Source organism: Mycobacterium branderi, from assembly GCF_010728725.1.
Taxonomy (GTDB): Bacteria; Actinomycetota; Actinomycetes; order Mycobacteriales; family Mycobacteriaceae; genus Mycobacterium; species Mycobacterium branderi.
Genome location: NZ_AP022606.1, coordinates 4,153,343 through 4,166,946, shown reverse-complemented (window position 1 = coordinate 4,166,946; position 13,604 = coordinate 4,153,343). Strand labels below are relative to the sequence as shown.

At 67.6% G+C, this 13,604-nt stretch carries 12 protein-coding genes; 6 read left to right on the top strand and 6 right to left on the bottom strand.

What is annotated here, in order from left to right; all coding sequences use genetic code 11:
• Window positions 1-10: 10 nt before the first annotated feature.
• Complete coding sequence (locus tag G6N47_RS20100) at window positions 11-1,021, bottom strand: DNA topoisomerase IB (RefSeq protein ID WP_083134172.1); 1,011 nt, start codon at window positions 1,019-1,021, stop codon at window positions 11-13.
• A 104-nt stretch (window positions 1,022-1,125) separates the two neighbouring features.
• Between G6N47_RS20100 and G6N47_RS20095 the strand changes: the two genes are divergently transcribed.
• The 3 genes from G6N47_RS20095 to G6N47_RS20085 are packed head-to-tail and all read left to right on the top strand — an operon-like array spanning window position 1,126 to window position 3,631.
• The gene (locus G6N47_RS20095) at window positions 1,126-1,689 is read left to right on the top strand and encodes a hypothetical protein (protein ID WP_083134173.1); all 564 of its coding nucleotides are present in this window, start codon (window positions 1,126-1,128) and stop codon (window positions 1,687-1,689) included.
• Window positions 1,690-1,729: 40 nt separating this feature from the next.
• Window positions 1,730-2,158 (top strand): type II toxin-antitoxin system Rv0910 family toxin, encoded by a 429-nt coding sequence (locus G6N47_RS20090; RefSeq protein WP_083134174.1) that lies wholly within the window; start codon window positions 1,730-1,732, stop codon window positions 2,156-2,158.
• Between the two features lie 12 nt (window positions 2,159-2,170).
• A complete protein-coding gene (locus G6N47_RS20085) occupies window positions 2,171-3,631 on the top strand; it encodes an aminotransferase class I/II-fold pyridoxal phosphate-dependent enzyme (protein ID WP_083134175.1) in 1,461 nt (486 codons plus the stop codon).
• A gap of 3 nt (window positions 3,632-3,634) precedes the next feature.
• On the opposite strand, the gene G6N47_RS20080 is transcribed toward G6N47_RS20085, so the two are convergent.
• The gene (locus G6N47_RS20080) at window positions 3,635-4,246 is read right to left on the bottom strand and encodes a TetR/AcrR family transcriptional regulator (protein ID WP_232080252.1); all 612 of its coding nucleotides are present in this window, start codon (window positions 4,244-4,246) and stop codon (window positions 3,635-3,637) included.
• Window positions 4,247-4,320: 74 nt separating this feature from the next.
• Here G6N47_RS20080 and G6N47_RS29805 point away from each other — a divergent pair, with 74 nt between their 5' ends.
• Both G6N47_RS29805 and G6N47_RS20070 read left to right on the top strand, forming a co-directional pair.
• Window positions 4,321-5,172 (top strand): maleylpyruvate isomerase mycothiol-dependent enzyme family protein, encoded by an 852-nt coding sequence (locus G6N47_RS29805; protein ID WP_232080251.1) that lies wholly within the window; start codon window positions 4,321-4,323, stop codon window positions 5,170-5,172.
• 27 nt (window positions 5,173-5,199) lie between these two features.
• Entirely contained in the window at window positions 5,200-6,504 is a 1,305-nt protein-coding gene (locus G6N47_RS20070; RefSeq protein WP_083134177.1) for an NAD(P)/FAD-dependent oxidoreductase, read from the top strand.
• Window positions 6,505-6,508: 4 nt separating this feature from the next.
• On the opposite strand, the gene G6N47_RS20065 is transcribed toward G6N47_RS20070, so the two are convergent.
• Entirely contained in the window at window positions 6,509-8,239 is a 1,731-nt protein-coding gene (locus tag G6N47_RS20065; protein ID WP_083134202.1) for a molybdopterin-dependent oxidoreductase, read from the bottom strand.
• 574 nt (window positions 8,240-8,813) lie between these two features.
• Here G6N47_RS20065 and G6N47_RS20060 point away from each other — a divergent pair.
• A complete protein-coding gene (locus G6N47_RS20060; RefSeq protein ID WP_083134178.1) occupies window positions 8,814-9,986 on the top strand; it encodes a glycosyltransferase in 1,173 nt (390 codons plus the stop codon).
• On the opposite strand, the gene G6N47_RS20055 is transcribed toward G6N47_RS20060, so the two are convergent.
• From G6N47_RS20055 to malQ, 3 genes are read right to left on the bottom strand one after another with little or no spacing between them, the layout of a single operon-like run.
• Window positions 9,946-10,401 (bottom strand): nuclear transport factor 2 family protein, encoded by a 456-nt coding sequence (locus tag G6N47_RS20055; RefSeq protein ID WP_083134179.1) that lies wholly within the window; start codon window positions 10,399-10,401, stop codon window positions 9,946-9,948. The genes G6N47_RS20060 and G6N47_RS20055 overlap by 41 nt on opposite strands.
• On the bottom strand, window positions 10,398-11,279 hold the full coding sequence (locus G6N47_RS20050) for an LLM class F420-dependent oxidoreductase (protein ID WP_083134180.1): 882 nt from the start codon (window positions 11,277-11,279) through the stop codon (window positions 10,398-10,400). The genes G6N47_RS20055 and G6N47_RS20050 overlap by 4 nt, the downstream gene beginning before the upstream one ends.
• A gap of 11 nt (window positions 11,280-11,290) precedes the next feature.
• Window positions 11,291-13,420 (bottom strand): 4-alpha-glucanotransferase, encoded by a 2,130-nt coding sequence (gene malQ / locus G6N47_RS20045; protein WP_083134181.1) that lies wholly within the window; start codon window positions 13,418-13,420, stop codon window positions 11,291-11,293.
• Between the last annotated feature and the right edge of the window lie 184 nt (window positions 13,421-13,604).

Here is a 13,604-nt window from a genome sequence, read left to right as displayed (position 1 = left end):
CGCAACGACTTCAGGACACTCGTTTGATCACGCGGGCAGTGGCCCTCTCGAGCACGTGCTGACGACCCACTGGCGTGCGTTCGCGCTCGGCACGGCGCAGGGCCGGAGCGATCGTGATGCCCTGCTCGTAGGCCGTCACGACCCGCGGGTCCACGTACGAACTGCGCGCAACCGCAGGCGTGTTGCCCAATTCCTCGGCAACCAAACGCATTACGGCAGCTTCCTCGCGCCGGCGAGCGGTCTTCGACGTCGGCTCCCGCGCATTTGCGAACGCCTCGGCCGCCAACACCGTGCCGTGCCACGTCCGCAGATCTTTGACGCTGAATTCGTCGCCGACCAACTCACGGAACCGCGCGTTGAGGTCCTCGGCGTGCACCTCGCTCCAGCCGTCGGGAGTGCGGTAGACCAGCAGCCGGGGAATGTCGGTTTCGGCGCGCAGCAACGACCGTACTGCCCGGATCACCAGCGGATCATCCAGTGAAACCGTCTGTCGCACACCGCTTTTAGCCGGGTAGTCGAATTCCACGCAGCCGTGGTGCAGCCGGACGTGGTCGCGCAGCAGAGTCGCCAGCCCGAAGCTGCCGTTCTCCTGGGCGTACTCCTCGCCGCCAGCCCGAAAGTAGCCGCGGTCGATCAGGTGCTGGGCCACCGCGAGGACTCGGTCGCGTTGTAGACCACGGCCCCGCAGATCGGCCAGGACCCGCGTGCGCCAGTCGGGCAGACGTTTCGCCAGGCTCAGGGCACGGTCGTATTTCTCCTCGGCCCGCTCAGCCCGCCACTGCTCGTGGTAGAGGTACTGGCGCCGGCCGGCGTCGTCCGTGCCGACCGCCTGGATGTGGCCGTTGGGATGCGCGCAGATCCACACGTTCTTCCAGGCGGGCGGTATCACCAGCGCCTCGATCCGGGCCAGCACCTCGGGATCGTCGACCGGCTCGCGCTGTTCGTCGATGTAGGAGAAGCCGCGCCCGCGGCGAACCCGGCGATAGCCCGGCCCGCCCACGATGCTTCTGCGCAGTCGCATATCGGCACCGGTTTACCCGCGCCGAAGTCGGACAACACCAGCCTCGAGCCGACACAGCGGGATCAGCCGTCGGCCGCGAACGAGACGTGAGACGGTATCAACTTATGCAGACCTTCGACTACATGACCTACGAGAACTTCGGCCGGCGATTCTTCGAAGTGGCCGTCACCGAGGAGCGCGTCGGCGCGGCGTTCGCACAGATCGCGGGCGACGAGTTCGAGATGGCCCCCATCGGTCAGGGGCCGGGCAAAATCGCCAAGGTCAGCGCCAAGGTCAAGATCCAGGAGCCGAAGCTTCGGCGAAAAGTCGGCGAGGCGATCACCTTCGACATCCACATCCCGCTGGCGATCGACCTGCTTGTCGACCTGCGGCTGGACAAGCAGCGGTTTCTGGTCGACGGCGACATCGCGTTGCGTGCCACGGCGCGAGCCGCCGAACCGCTGCTGCTGATCGTCGACGTCGCCAAGCCACGCGCGTCGGACATCACCGTGCATGTCTCGTCGAAAAGCATCCGTGGCGAGGTATTGCGCATCATCGCCGGTGTCGACGGCGAGATCCGGCGGTTCATCGCCAAGTACGTCGCCGACGAAATCGACTCGCCACAGTCACAGGCCGCGCAGGTCATCGACGTGGCGGCCCAGCTCGACGAGGCGTGGAAGGGCGTCTGACGCCCGGTTAACCCGATCCGATCACGGGTATGGCAACGGCGTGGCACGAGTGGAGGTTTCGACGTCGTCCGACCTCGAACCGCAGGCGGCGTGGAAGCTGGCCAGCGACTTGAACCGGTTCGGTGACTGGATGACGATCTTCGCCGGTTGGCGCAGCCCCGTCCCGTCCCGCATCGAGGAGGGCACCTGCGTGGCGTCGTGCATCAAGGTGAAGGGCTTTCGCAACGTCGTGCACTGGACGGTGACCCGCTACGACGAGCCGCACGAGATCGAGCTGAAAGGCCGTGGCCGAGGCGGGATCCGGATCGCGGTGACGATGACCGTCCGCGACAACGATCCGGGGTCCACCTTTCACCTGACCGCCGAACTCAAGGGCGGGCTGCTCAACGGGCCGATCGGGCGGCTGGTGGCCCGGGTGCTGAAGTCCGACGTGCGCCGGTCGATCGACAATCTGGCCGCATTGCAATGATCGGACGGGGTAATGGACCATAGCCAGGCGCCGCTTCTGGACGCTGTGGCCGACTATCACCGGCTCGACCGGTACGGCTTCAGCCCGCCCGGTCACCGGCAGGGCCGCGGCGCCGACGAGCGGGTACTGGCGGTGCTGGGCCGCGAGCCGTTCCGGGACGACGTGCTGGCCAGCGGCGGGCTGGACGACTGGCGTTCCTCCGGCGGGTATCTGTCCGACGCCGAGTCCCTGATGGCCGACGCCGTCGGGGCGTCGACGGCGTTCTTCTCGACGTGCGGCAGTTCGCTGTCCGTCAGGGCGGCGATGATGGCGGTGGCCGGCGGATCGGACGCGGGCCTGCTGGTGCCGCGGGACAGCCACAAGTCGATCGTCGGCGGGTTGATCTTTTCCGGTCTGCAGCCGCGGTGGATCACCCCGCGGTGGGATACCGAACGCCACCTTTCGCACCCGCCGTCGCCGGAGCGGGTCGCCGGCGCGTGGGAGGAGCATCCCGACGCCGCGGGCGCGTTGATCGTCAGTCCGTCGCCCTACGGCACCTGCGCGGACCTCGCGAAGATCGCGGAGATCTGCCACGAGCGGGGCAAGCCGTTGATCGTCGACGAGGCGTGGGGCGCGCATCTGCCGTTTCATCCCGACCTGCCGACGTGGGCGATGGATGCCGGCGCCGACGTCTGCGTGGTCAGCGTGCACAAGATGGGGGCCGGCTTCGAACAGGGTTCGGTCTATCACGTGCAAGGGGATTTGGTGGATCCCGACCGGCTTTCGGCGTGCGCGGACCAGCTGATGACCACCAGCCCTAACGTGCTGATCTACGCCGCGCTGGATGGCTGGCGCCGCCAGATGGTGCAGCATGGACATGAATTACTCAGTGCCGCACTGGATTTGGCTGCCGATGTGCGAGACCGGATCGCCCGCATCCCCGACGTGGTGGTTCTCGAGGACGAGCTGCTCGGGGTGGAGGCGTCGCACGACCTGGACCGCCTGCAAGTGCTGGTGGACGTGTCGGCGACAGGCACATCGGGGTATCAGGCTCGCGACTGGCTGCGCGAGCACCGCTACCTCGACGTGGGCCTGGCCGATCACCGGCGGATCTTGGCGACCTTGTCCTTCGCCGACGACCAACGCAGCGCCGACCGCCTGGTCGATGCGTTGGCGGCCTGGCGAGAAGCGGTCGACTCGTTTGCCCGTCCACCGCAGGTGCGGCTCCCGACGCCTGACGAGCTGCAGCTGGAGAACGTGATGCTTCCCCGGGATGCGTTCTTCGGTCCCACCGAGCTCGTCGCCGCGCAGAAGGCGGCGGGCCGGATCGCCGCCGAACAGATCACGCCTTATCCGCCCGGCATTCCCGTGGTGGTGCCCGGCGAACGGCTCAACGACGCCGTCATCGAATTTCTGCGCACGGGCCTGCACGCCGGCATGCCGTTGCCCGACTGCGCGGACCCGCAATTGCAACAGATCCGCGTCGTGGCGTGAGTATCACTGTGGTGCAAAGCCTTTCAGCAGCGCACGCATGGATTGCGCCACCGCGTGCCGCGTCCGGACCGGATCCGGAGAGTTCGCGATCAGCATCGCGCCGCGCGTCAGAGCGCCCAGCAGCAGCCGGGTCACGGTCTCGGGATCGTCGACCCGCAGCGCGCCGGCTTCGGTCGCGGCCCGCAGCGCCTCGACGATGACCGCGAAGGCGTAGCGCTCGTCGAGCTCGGTGTAGCGCGCCAGCCCCAGCACCGCGGGCCCGTCGAGGATCAGGATGCGCTGCAAGTGCGGTTCCAGCACCGCGTCCAGGAATGCCTCGAAACCGTGGGCGAGCTCGTCGAGGTCGGCGGATGCGTCCTGGGCAGCTTCCACAGCCGCGGTGATCAGCTCGGTGTGTGCTTGCTCGAACACGGCCTCGAACAGCGCCGTCTTGGTGGGGAAGTGGTGGTATAGCGCGCCGGTGGTGACGCCGGCGGCGCGTGCCAGGTCTTCCACTGACGTTTCACGAAAGCCCTTCTGGCCGAACAACTCCCGGCCCGCACGCACCAGTGCGTCCCGCGTCTGCGCAACTTGCTGGGCGCGCAGCGACGACGACGGCGGTGTCGATCCAGCCATGCGCATCAGCCTATTGACATAGTGAAGTTATGTGACATAGTAGCGCTATGTCACCGATGGATGGAGGTTCGCGGATGAAACCTGCCCCCGCACTGGCCGGGCCCGTCGACGAGGTGCGGCGTGCGGACGCAGAAGCCCGAGCGGCCCTGGCCGCAGCAGTCGCCCGCAGCGTCGAGTTGTGGCGCGGTATCGACAATCCCGACGCACGCGTGCCCGGGTTGCGGTGGACCGCCGCCGAGACCGCCGCACATGTGGTCGGCGACATGCGCGAATACACCGACGCGCTGACCCGCCAGGTGCGCGGAGATGTCGAGCGCGAGGCGATCCCGACCGGATCACCGGCGACGTTGCGGACCGCGGTCAACGATCGCCACCTCGTCGATGTCGCCGAGCGTGACCCACGTCGGCTGGCCGGCATGCTCCAGGAAACCGCCGAGCATTATCTGGCCGCAGCGGCGGCCGTCGACCACACCGCGATCGTCACCGCCGACAGCCTTGTCCTGGAACCGGCGTTCATGACGTGTTTGTTGCTGGGCGAGCAATTGGTCCACGGGCTGGACATCGCGCGGGCAACGGGGCGGGCATGGACGATCGGCCGCGACGACGCCCTGCGGGTGGTACCCGCCGCGCTGGCGCTGGCACCGAATTACTTGCGGCAGTCGCGAACTCGGGGCATGCACGCTACCTTCGAACTGCGGATGCGCGGCGGCGGCCGGTACCGGATCGCGGTCGACGACGGCACTGCCGTCGTTTCCGCGGCCGGTGAGAAGGCCGACTGCGTCATCACCGCCGACCCGGTCACGTTCCTGCTGATCGGCTTCGGCCGAGTGTCGCAGTGGCCGCAAATCATCCGGGGCAGGCTGCTCGCCGGCGGCCGCAAGCCCTGGCTGGCCGCCAAGTTCGGCACTCTGCTGGCCAGCCCGTGACCCGGCGGGGTCGCTACCCTGGGGACGATGACGTCCGTCGTGATCGTGGGAAGTGGCTTCACCGGTTTCGAGTGCGCGCGCCGACTGGCCCGCAAGCTGGGCAAACGCGATGTCGACATCACGATCATTTCGCCCGTCGACTACATGCTCTACACGCCGCTGCTGCCCGATGTGGCGGGCGGTGTCGTCGACGCGCGGTTCGTCACTATCCCGTTGGCCGGCACGCTGAATGGTGTGCGCAAGGTGCGGGGACGCGTCGAAAGTGTCGACCTTGACCGCCACACCCTCACCTTCACCGATCTCGAGCAGCGGCCCGGCGAGCTGTCCTGGGATCGGCTGGTGCTCACCCCGGGATCGGTCACCCGGTTATTCGATATCCCCGGGTTAGCCACGTATGCAAGGGGTTTGAAGTCCGTCGCCGAAGCGCTCTACCTTCGCGACCACGTCCTCGAGCAATTCGAGCTGTCCTGTCTGGAATCCGACGACGACCGGGCACAGGCGCGGCGCACGATCGTGGTCGTCGGCGCGTCATACTCCGGAACCGAGCTCACCGCACAACTGCGCGCACTGGCCGACGCCGCTGCCAAGCACATGGATTTCGAACCGGGCGACGTGAAGTTTCTGCTGCTGGACCTCGCGGAACAGGTGATGCCCGAAGTCGGAGAAAAGCTGGGGGACAAGGCGATGCGGGTGCTGCGGCGTCGCGGTGTGGACGTGCGTCTGGGCGTGACGCTGCGAGAGGTGCATCCCGACTACGTGGTCCTCAGCGACGGGTCGCGGGTCAACACCCACACCGTGGCGTGGGTGACCGGGGTGACGGCCGCGCCGCTCATCGAGACGCTCGGCCTGCCGACCGAGAAGGGCCGCTTGAAGGTGCAGACCGATTTACAGGTTCCCGACCACCCGGAGGTCTTCGCCGCCGGGGACACGGCCGCGGTTCCCGACGTGACTCAACCGGGCAAGATCACCCCGCCCACCGCCCAGCACGCGATCCGTCAGGGCAAGGTTCTGGCCCACAACGTCGCCGCCAGTCTCGGCTACGGCAAGCCGAAGCAGTACAAGCACCGAAACATGGGCCTGGTCGTCGATCTCGGGCCGCGCAGCGCCGTCGCCAACCCGCTGGGCGTGCACCTGTCGGGATACCCGGCGAAGTTGGTCACCCGCGGCTATCACCTCTACGCCATACCGCGATTCGTCAACCGGTGGGCGGTGTCGCTGGCGTATCTGACCGACATGTTCTTCGCCCGCACGCTGGTGTCGATGGGCCTGTCGACGCAAAGCGACGCCGAATTCTCCACCAGCGAAGGCATCCCGCTGCCGAAGACCGGCTGACACGCTAAAGCGTCTGGTGGCGCCCGAAGTACTTGTGGTCTTCGCTGTAACCGCCGTAGCCGCTACCGATTTCGGAGTAGTGCTCGACGAACTCGATGCCCTTGATCCACTTCACCTGCTTGAAGCCGTGCTGCAGCTCGTTGCGCAACCGCAGCGGCTTGCCGTGCATGTAGGGCAGCGGCTGGTCGTTCATGTTGTAGGCCAGCATCGACATGTGGTGCCACATCTGGTCGATGGGATGCGCGTTGTAGTAGATCCCACCGGTGGCGCCCAGGCCCATCGAGTAGAACACCACCCACTTGGCCTCGGGCAGCGGCTTGACGATGTCCATGATCGTCTTCATCTGCACGCCACCCCATTTGGCGACACCCGACCAGGCCTGGATGCAAAAGTGCTGGGTGATCTGGTCGTGGTAGGGCAGCGCCTTCAAATCCTCGAGGGAGAACTCCATCGGGTTTTCGACGAGCCCGTAAACCTTTAGCCGCCAATCCCGGAAGTCGTTCTTCTCCAGCTCCTTGTATTCGACGGTCTCCGGCAGCCGGCCGTTACGCCAGTGATGCGGCGAGATGTCTTCCTCGGTGAACGCGCCGGGCTTCGGGTTGAGATTTTCCAGCAGCCGCTGGAACGGCCCGATCAACGCATATCCGACCCTCTGCACCACGCGCGGGTGCCGGATGGTGAACGGCGTGGCCCACACCCAGGCGACCGCCGTCACCAGCATCGCCACGGTGAACACCAAAAAGCCCGCCCAACCGTTGTCGTCGCGGGCGGCGAACATGTGGTTGAGGTTGCGCAGCGCGTCGGTGGCGAACACCAGCGTGACGTGCACGAGGATGAAGAACAGGAAGTAGACCAGCACCAGGAAGTGCAGTGAGCGGGCGATCTGAATGTTCAGCCGCTTGCTGATGATGGTGAGGCGCTGCGAGAGTGCCGGCGACATGCCGAGCCCAGTGATCAGCGCGGCCGGTGCGGCGATGAAGACGGTGGTGAAGTACGCCAGCAACTGCATGCCGTTGTAGGCCTCCCACCCGTTGTCGGTCGGCCAGTGCAGCGACAGGTACTGGATGGCCACCGACGCGGCGTTGGGGAAGACGTCCCAACTGGTCGGCACGATGTGGCGCCACTGTCCGGTGGTGAACAGCAAGACATAGAACACCGCGCCGTTGAGCAGCCACAGCACGTCCACACCGAGATGCCACCAGCGGGCCAGCCCGATGGAGTGCCGGAAGCCGGGCAGCCCGAATTGCGGGGGCAGGGCGACGGTGTCGGCGTTGGCGGTCCAGTACTCGTCGTCCGGGACCGGCGGGCCGACCCGCAGCCACTCGTCCTTGCCGGGCGTGGAGTTGCGGCTGAAGTACAACCGCGGGTGATCGCAGAGAATCTGGATGCCCGTCCGGATGATGAACATCATCATGAACAGGTTGAAGAAGTGGGTCCATCCGACCCAGGCCGGCATGCCGGGGATGACACCGGACGGGTCCGAACCGGGGTATCGCTCGACGAAGTCCCGCACCGCGGGCGTGTGGTAGAGGCCCTTGCCGATCGCCACCCCGGCGACCAGCAGCGCGAAGCCGATCGGAATCAGCCACATCAGGTTGAACCACTTGTCGCGGCCCACCCGCAGCTTCGGCGCGGTGGCGCGCCGGGTGAGGTCGAATCCGCCGCCGTAGTTCTCCACATCGACGACGTCGTGGGCCTTGTGCACCTCGGTGCGGTAGCCCTGCTCCAGCTCCATTTCCACGTCGACGACCTCGGCGGGAAAGTCGACATGGTGGGTGGAGTCTGTCGGTACGACGTCGGTCTCGGCCAAATCGATGCGCCCCTTGGGGCCATTAGCGTCCGTGGTCGTCACGCGGCCGAACTTACACGAAACGCCTTTGTTACCGCGGTAAACATCAGGGAAACACTGGCCGTGAATTGCCTGGTCATCGCCTGGTTCGGCGGGCGAATCAACGGCGCCGACACGATTTGAGTCGTATCTGCGGTTAATTGCGTCTCATTATTCCGAATATGCGGTAAAAATGACGATTTGCTCGCGTGGTTGCGCCGGTCCAAAGTTGATTCGGCCGAGTGCCTGAGTGTGGCGCCCATACCCTTATAGCCGCCGAAATCCTACTGGCGCTGCGCTTTTAGCACCCATCGGCAGTGTTGCACCAGCGCAGCCGACAAGGCGGCATCGCCGATCGGAGTGAGATTCATCACATCGAGTGCGTGACCGCGGATGGCATCACCCGCCGCACGCCAACGGGCACGCCGACCGCCGGGCTACTAACGTCACGCCGGACAGCGCGCGAGTGAGGTCCTGCGGAATGAAATTTGCGTTGGCAAGCTACGGAAGCCGCGGCGACGTCGAGCCGTTCGCCGCGGTGGGGCGCGAGCTACGGCGCCGCGGGCACGACGTGTGCATGGCCGCCCCGCCGCACATGCTCGGCATCGTCGAGTCGGCCGGGCTTGCCCCGGTCGCCTACGGGCCGAGCCCGCAGGCGCACCACGCCCAGAATCCGCTCGCCATGATCGGCGAGCTGATGGACCACGTCAGCCAGGCTCTGGCGGCGTCGGGCGCGACGCTGACGCGGCTGGCAGAGGATGCCGACCTGCTGTTGACCGGCACGAGCGAGCAGGGACTGGCCGCCAATGTCGCGGAGCGCTTCGGCATTCCGCTGGCCACGCTGCATTTCTTCCCCGCGCCGGTGTCGGCGTCCGGGCTGCCCTTCGACGACTTGACAGCACAGGCGGACGAAGCTCAACGCCGCGCACTGGGGCTGCCGGCGGGGCAGCCGGCGCGGGGCCCGTCGCTGGAGATCCAGGCCTACGACAAGCTGTGTTTTCCCGATTTGGCTGCCGAGTGGGCGAGAGGCGGTAACCGACGACCCTTCGTCGGCGCGTTGACGCTGGAGTTGCCCACCGAGGCCGACGACGAGGTCTTGGCGTGGATCGCCGGGGGGACACCGCCCATCTACTTCGGCTTTGGCAGCAGCGTGCGGCTGGCAGCTGCCGCCGATACGGTCGCCGTGATCGGCGAGGCATGCGCGCAGCTGGGCGAGCGAGCGTTGATTTGCTCTGGGGCAAGCGAATTCAGCGAAATTCCGCAATTCGAACACGTCAAGATTGCCGACACAGTCAACCACGGGGCCGTCCTGCCGGCGTGCCGGGCCGTCGTCCATCATGGCGGTGCCGGCACCACCGCGGCAGGCATGCGGGCCGGAGTCCCGGCGTTGATCCTCTGGCGCTGGCTCGATCAACCGATCTGGGCCGACGTGGTTACACGCCTGAAAATCGGTTCCGGACACCAGCTTTCGGACACTACGCTGGAATCGCTGGTGGCGGACCTGCGATCACTCCTTACACCGCAATGCATCGCCAGGGCCCGCGAGGTGGCCACCCAGTTGACAACACCCGACGAAAGCGTCGCTCTGGCAGCCGATCTACTCGAAGATACGGCTAACGCAGCCGGCGTGCCGGCCGAGTCTCGATCGCGTTGACGGTCAGCGCGCGCCGGCTGATCTGCCAGCCGTCGCCGGTCCGCAGATACTGGTCGTCGTAACGCAGGTGCCAGACCACGTCGGTGATCTGGCCCGCTTCGCGGCTCCAGTGGTGCGCGATGCAGGTGATGCGGCCGAGCGCGGAATCGGGCTGTGCGCCGCCGTCGTAAACCTCGCCGACTATCGCGTGTTCGGTGCGTGCGGCGACCGTGACCTTGGCGACCGCCGCTGCGATGGCGGCCCGACCGCTGTGACGCTGGACCGGTTCCAGCGAGGCCGGCGGGTCGGGCACCGTAAGTTCGGCCGTGTCAGTGAAAAGTGCTGCAACAGCGTCGAATTGGCGATCGTCGACCCCGGCGGCGTATCGGTGCACCAGATCGGACAGCCCCGCCCGGTCGCTCGCGGTGAGCGTCATGACGCCAGCAACAGGCGTTGCGCGCAGGCCGACAACGCGTCCTTGGCCTGCTCGATGTCGGTGAGCGGCGGCATGGCCAACACGATCCGGTCGGCACCCTGCTCGGCCAGGCGGCCCGCGCGGTCGGCGTCGATCTTGGTGACCGAGTGGCCCAACGACACCTCCAGGCGGTCCGGGTCGCGGCCGGCGGCCGAGGCCTCGTCGCGCATCAGCGACAGCAGCGAGCCCAGCTGCGCGCCGACGACCCCCAGCGGCTGAAAACCGTCGCCGAGCCGGCCCGCTCGCCGCGCCGCCGCAGCGCTGTGCCCGCCGATATGCACCGGAAGACCAACGCCTGCAACGGGTTTCGGGTGGCAAGTGATGTCGTCGAAGTGAAAGAACTCGCCATGGTGGCTGACCCCGTGCGGGCGGTCGTCCCACAGCGCCCGAAGCACTCCCAACTGCTCGTCGGCTCGCCGGCCCCGGCTGCCGAATTCGGTTCCGCAGGCTTCGATTTCTTCACGCAGCCAACCGACGCCGACACACAGCCGAAGTCGCCCACCCGACAGCACGTCGACGGTGGCCGCCCGCTTGGCCAGCACAACCGGATGGTGATTGGGCAGCACCAGAACTCCGGTGGCCAGACCCAGCCGCTCGGTGTGGCCGGCCAAGAACGCCAGCAGATCAAGCGGATCGGGGACCGGGCAGTCGGCCGCGAGTTCCACCCGGCCCGAGCTGTCGTAGGGGTAGACGCTGTCGTAGCGGGTCGCCAGCACGGTGTGCTCGACGACCACGATTGACTCGAAGCCGCAGACCTCCAGATGCCGTGCAAACGCCGCCATCCACGCGGGGTCCGCCGTGACACCGGCGCCGACCGGGGCGACCACCGCGACTTTCATCACCCGTGAGGTTAACCGGCCGTCTGAGCATGCAGCGTTTCGGCCAGCCGCGCGGCCCGCGGGTCGGTGAAGACGTCCTCGAGCAGCACCGGCCGACCGTCGGGACCGGACAGCGGCACCCGCCAATTCGGGTACTCGTCGGTGGTGCCGGGCTGGTTCTGGGTGCGGTGATCGCCGACCGCGTCGGTCAGCGCCAGACCCAGCAGCCGCGACGGCGTACGGCCCAGGTACTCGTGCAGGGCCACCACGGTTTCGTCGAGGTCGGCGTGCCGACCCAGCAGCCCGACCCGCCGCAGCTCGGCCAGCCACGCCTCCCGGTCTGCCGCAGCGGCCGCGAGCTCTTCGTCGACCGGACGGGTCAACAGTCCCAGCGAATCCCGAAGCCGCACATGCTCGCCCGCCAGATATCCCGCGGTCGGCGGCAGGTCATGCGTGGTGACCGCGGATAGGCAGTACTCCCGCCAGCGTTCGGCCGGTAGCGGCCCGCCGTCACCGTCGCGGTCGCGCTCGAACCACAGAATCGAGGTACCAAGCACGCCGCGGGCCCGCAGATACTCGCGCACCCACGGCTCGACCGTGCCGAGGTCCTCACCGACCACCACCGCCCCGGCCCGATGGGCCTCCAGCGCGACGATGCCGACCATCGCCTCGTGGTCGTAGCGCACATAGGTGCCATGCGTGGGTGGCGAACCCTCGGGGATCCACCACAGCCGGAACAGCCCGATGATGTGGTCGATGCGCACCCCGCCGGCGTGCCGCAGCACGGCGCGGATCAGCGCCCGGAACGGCTGGTACTCCTGCTCGTCGAGGCGGTCCGGACGCCACGGCGGCTGCGACCAGTCCTGGCCGAGCTGGTTGAACTCGTCCGGCGGCGCGCCCGCCGTCACACCCAGCGCCAGCGCGTCCTGCAGTCCCCAGGCGTCCGCGCCGGTGGGATGCACGCCGACGGCCAGGTCGGCCATGATGCCCAGCGACATCCCGGCCGCCACCGCCCGAGACTGAGCAGTGGCCAGCTGCTCTTCGAGCTGCCATTGCAGCCAGCGATGGAAATCCACCTCCGCAGCGTGCTCGGCGACGAATTCGGCCACGCCGGGCGCGCTCGGGTGCTGCAGTGATTCCGGCCATTGATGCCAGTCAGCGCCGTACTCCTCGGCCAGCGCACACCAGGTGGCGAAGTCGTCGAGCGCGGTGCCCTCGCGCGCGCAGAACGCCGCGAAGGCCAGTTGCCGGCCCGCCGAACGCGGGACCCGGTAGACGAGTTGCAGCGCCTTGCGTTTGGCCGCCCATGCGGTGTCGCGGTCGATCGAGTCGGAGGTGGCCGCGCGGTCGCGGGCCCGCTCACGCAGCCGCCGCACCCGGCTGCGTTTGGGCAGGTAAGCGAACTCCGGTATCGCCTCGACCCGCAGGTAGAGCGGGTTGACGAAGCGCCGCGACGTCGGCAGATAGGGCGACGGCTCCATCGGCTTGGTCGGGGTGGCCGCATGCAGCGGGTTGACCAACAGATAGCCGGCGCCGTGCCGCGACGCGGACCACACCGCGAGGTCGGTGAGGTCGGTCAGGTCGCCGACGCCCCACGACCCTCGGGACCGCACGCTATATAACTGTGCCGCCAGGCCCCAGGTGCGGCGAGCGCCGAGCCGCTCCGGCAACCCCAGCCAGTCGGGCGTGACGATCAGCGCGGTGTCGGTCTTTTGGTCGCCGGACCGCAGATGCAGGCGGTGATAGCCCAGCGGCAGGTCGGCGGGCAGCTCGAAGCTGGCCTCGCCGACCAGGCGGCCGTCGAGGTCGAACGGCTCGGTGAAGTTGTCGACCTGCCGGACGCCGCGGCGCAGGGTTCCATCCTCGAGCTGCACCCACACCTCGGCGGGATGACCGTGGGTCACATGAACCCAGAACCGGGTCTGCGCGCCCGCGCGGCCGACGACGGTGGCCGGCAGCGCGCGCGCCCAGTACTCGCGGTCCAGCGCTGCCAGCGCGGCGGCGCATTGCGACTCGGTCCCCGCGGCCACCCCGAACGCGGCCAGGACGGCCACCACGGTGCTGTCGGTGACGGGCACCCGCCGACCGGTCCAGTCCTCGTAGTCGGTGGCGATCCCGAGCCGCCCGGCGAGTTCGGTCAACGACGGGGCAGTGGGCGTCATGCAGCCAGTCTTGCAAGCCGAGCCGATTTTGCTCCGCGTCGCTACCATTCCAATGAGGGCTTGACGATTTCAGCAGGACAGATGGCAAGTGATGACACTGTGGTGCAGGCCACCATCGGGAGGGGTCACGACATCGCTTCTCGCGTGGCGAGGTCGGTGGGGGTGCCCTACGGTTATCGATGTG

What these genes read in the sequence shown, in the direction of transcription:
- G6N47_RS29805 (WP_232080251.1), top strand. Translation starts at nt 4,321, where the DNA reads ATGAAACCTGCCCCCGCACTGGCCGGGCCCGTCGACGAGGTGCGGCGT.
- G6N47_RS20070 (WP_083134177.1), top strand. Translation starts at nt 5,200, where the DNA reads ATGACGTCCGTCGTGATCGTGGGAAGTGGCTTCACCGGTTTCGAGTGC.
- G6N47_RS20100 (WP_083134172.1), bottom strand. Translation starts at nt 1,021, where the DNA reads ATGCGACTGCGCAGAAGCATCGTGGGCGGGCCGGGCTATCGCCGGGTT.
- G6N47_RS20080 (WP_232080252.1), bottom strand. Translation starts at nt 4,246, where the DNA reads ATGGCTGGATCGACACCGCCGTCGTCGTCGCTGCGCGCCCAGCAAGTT.
- G6N47_RS20095 (WP_083134173.1), top strand. Translation starts at nt 1,126, where the DNA reads ATGCAGACCTTCGACTACATGACCTACGAGAACTTCGGCCGGCGATTC.
- G6N47_RS20050 (WP_083134180.1), bottom strand. Translation starts at nt 11,279, where the DNA reads ATGAAAGTCGCGGTGGTCGCCCCGGTCGGCGCCGGTGTCACGGCGGAC.
- malQ (WP_083134181.1), bottom strand. Translation starts at nt 13,420, where the DNA reads ATGACGCCCACTGCCCCGTCGTTGACCGAACTCGCCGGGCGGCTCGGG.
- G6N47_RS20085 (WP_083134175.1), top strand. Translation starts at nt 2,171, where the DNA reads ATGGACCATAGCCAGGCGCCGCTTCTGGACGCTGTGGCCGACTATCAC.
- G6N47_RS20055 (WP_083134179.1), bottom strand. Translation starts at nt 10,401, where the DNA reads ATGACGCTCACCGCGAGCGACCGGGCGGGGCTGTCCGATCTGGTGCAC.
- G6N47_RS20065 (WP_083134202.1), bottom strand. Translation starts at nt 8,239, where the DNA reads ATGGAGCTGGAGCAGGGCTACCGCACCGAGGTGCACAAGGCCCACGAC.
- G6N47_RS20060 (WP_083134178.1), top strand. Translation starts at nt 8,814, where the DNA reads ATGAAATTTGCGTTGGCAAGCTACGGAAGCCGCGGCGACGTCGAGCCG.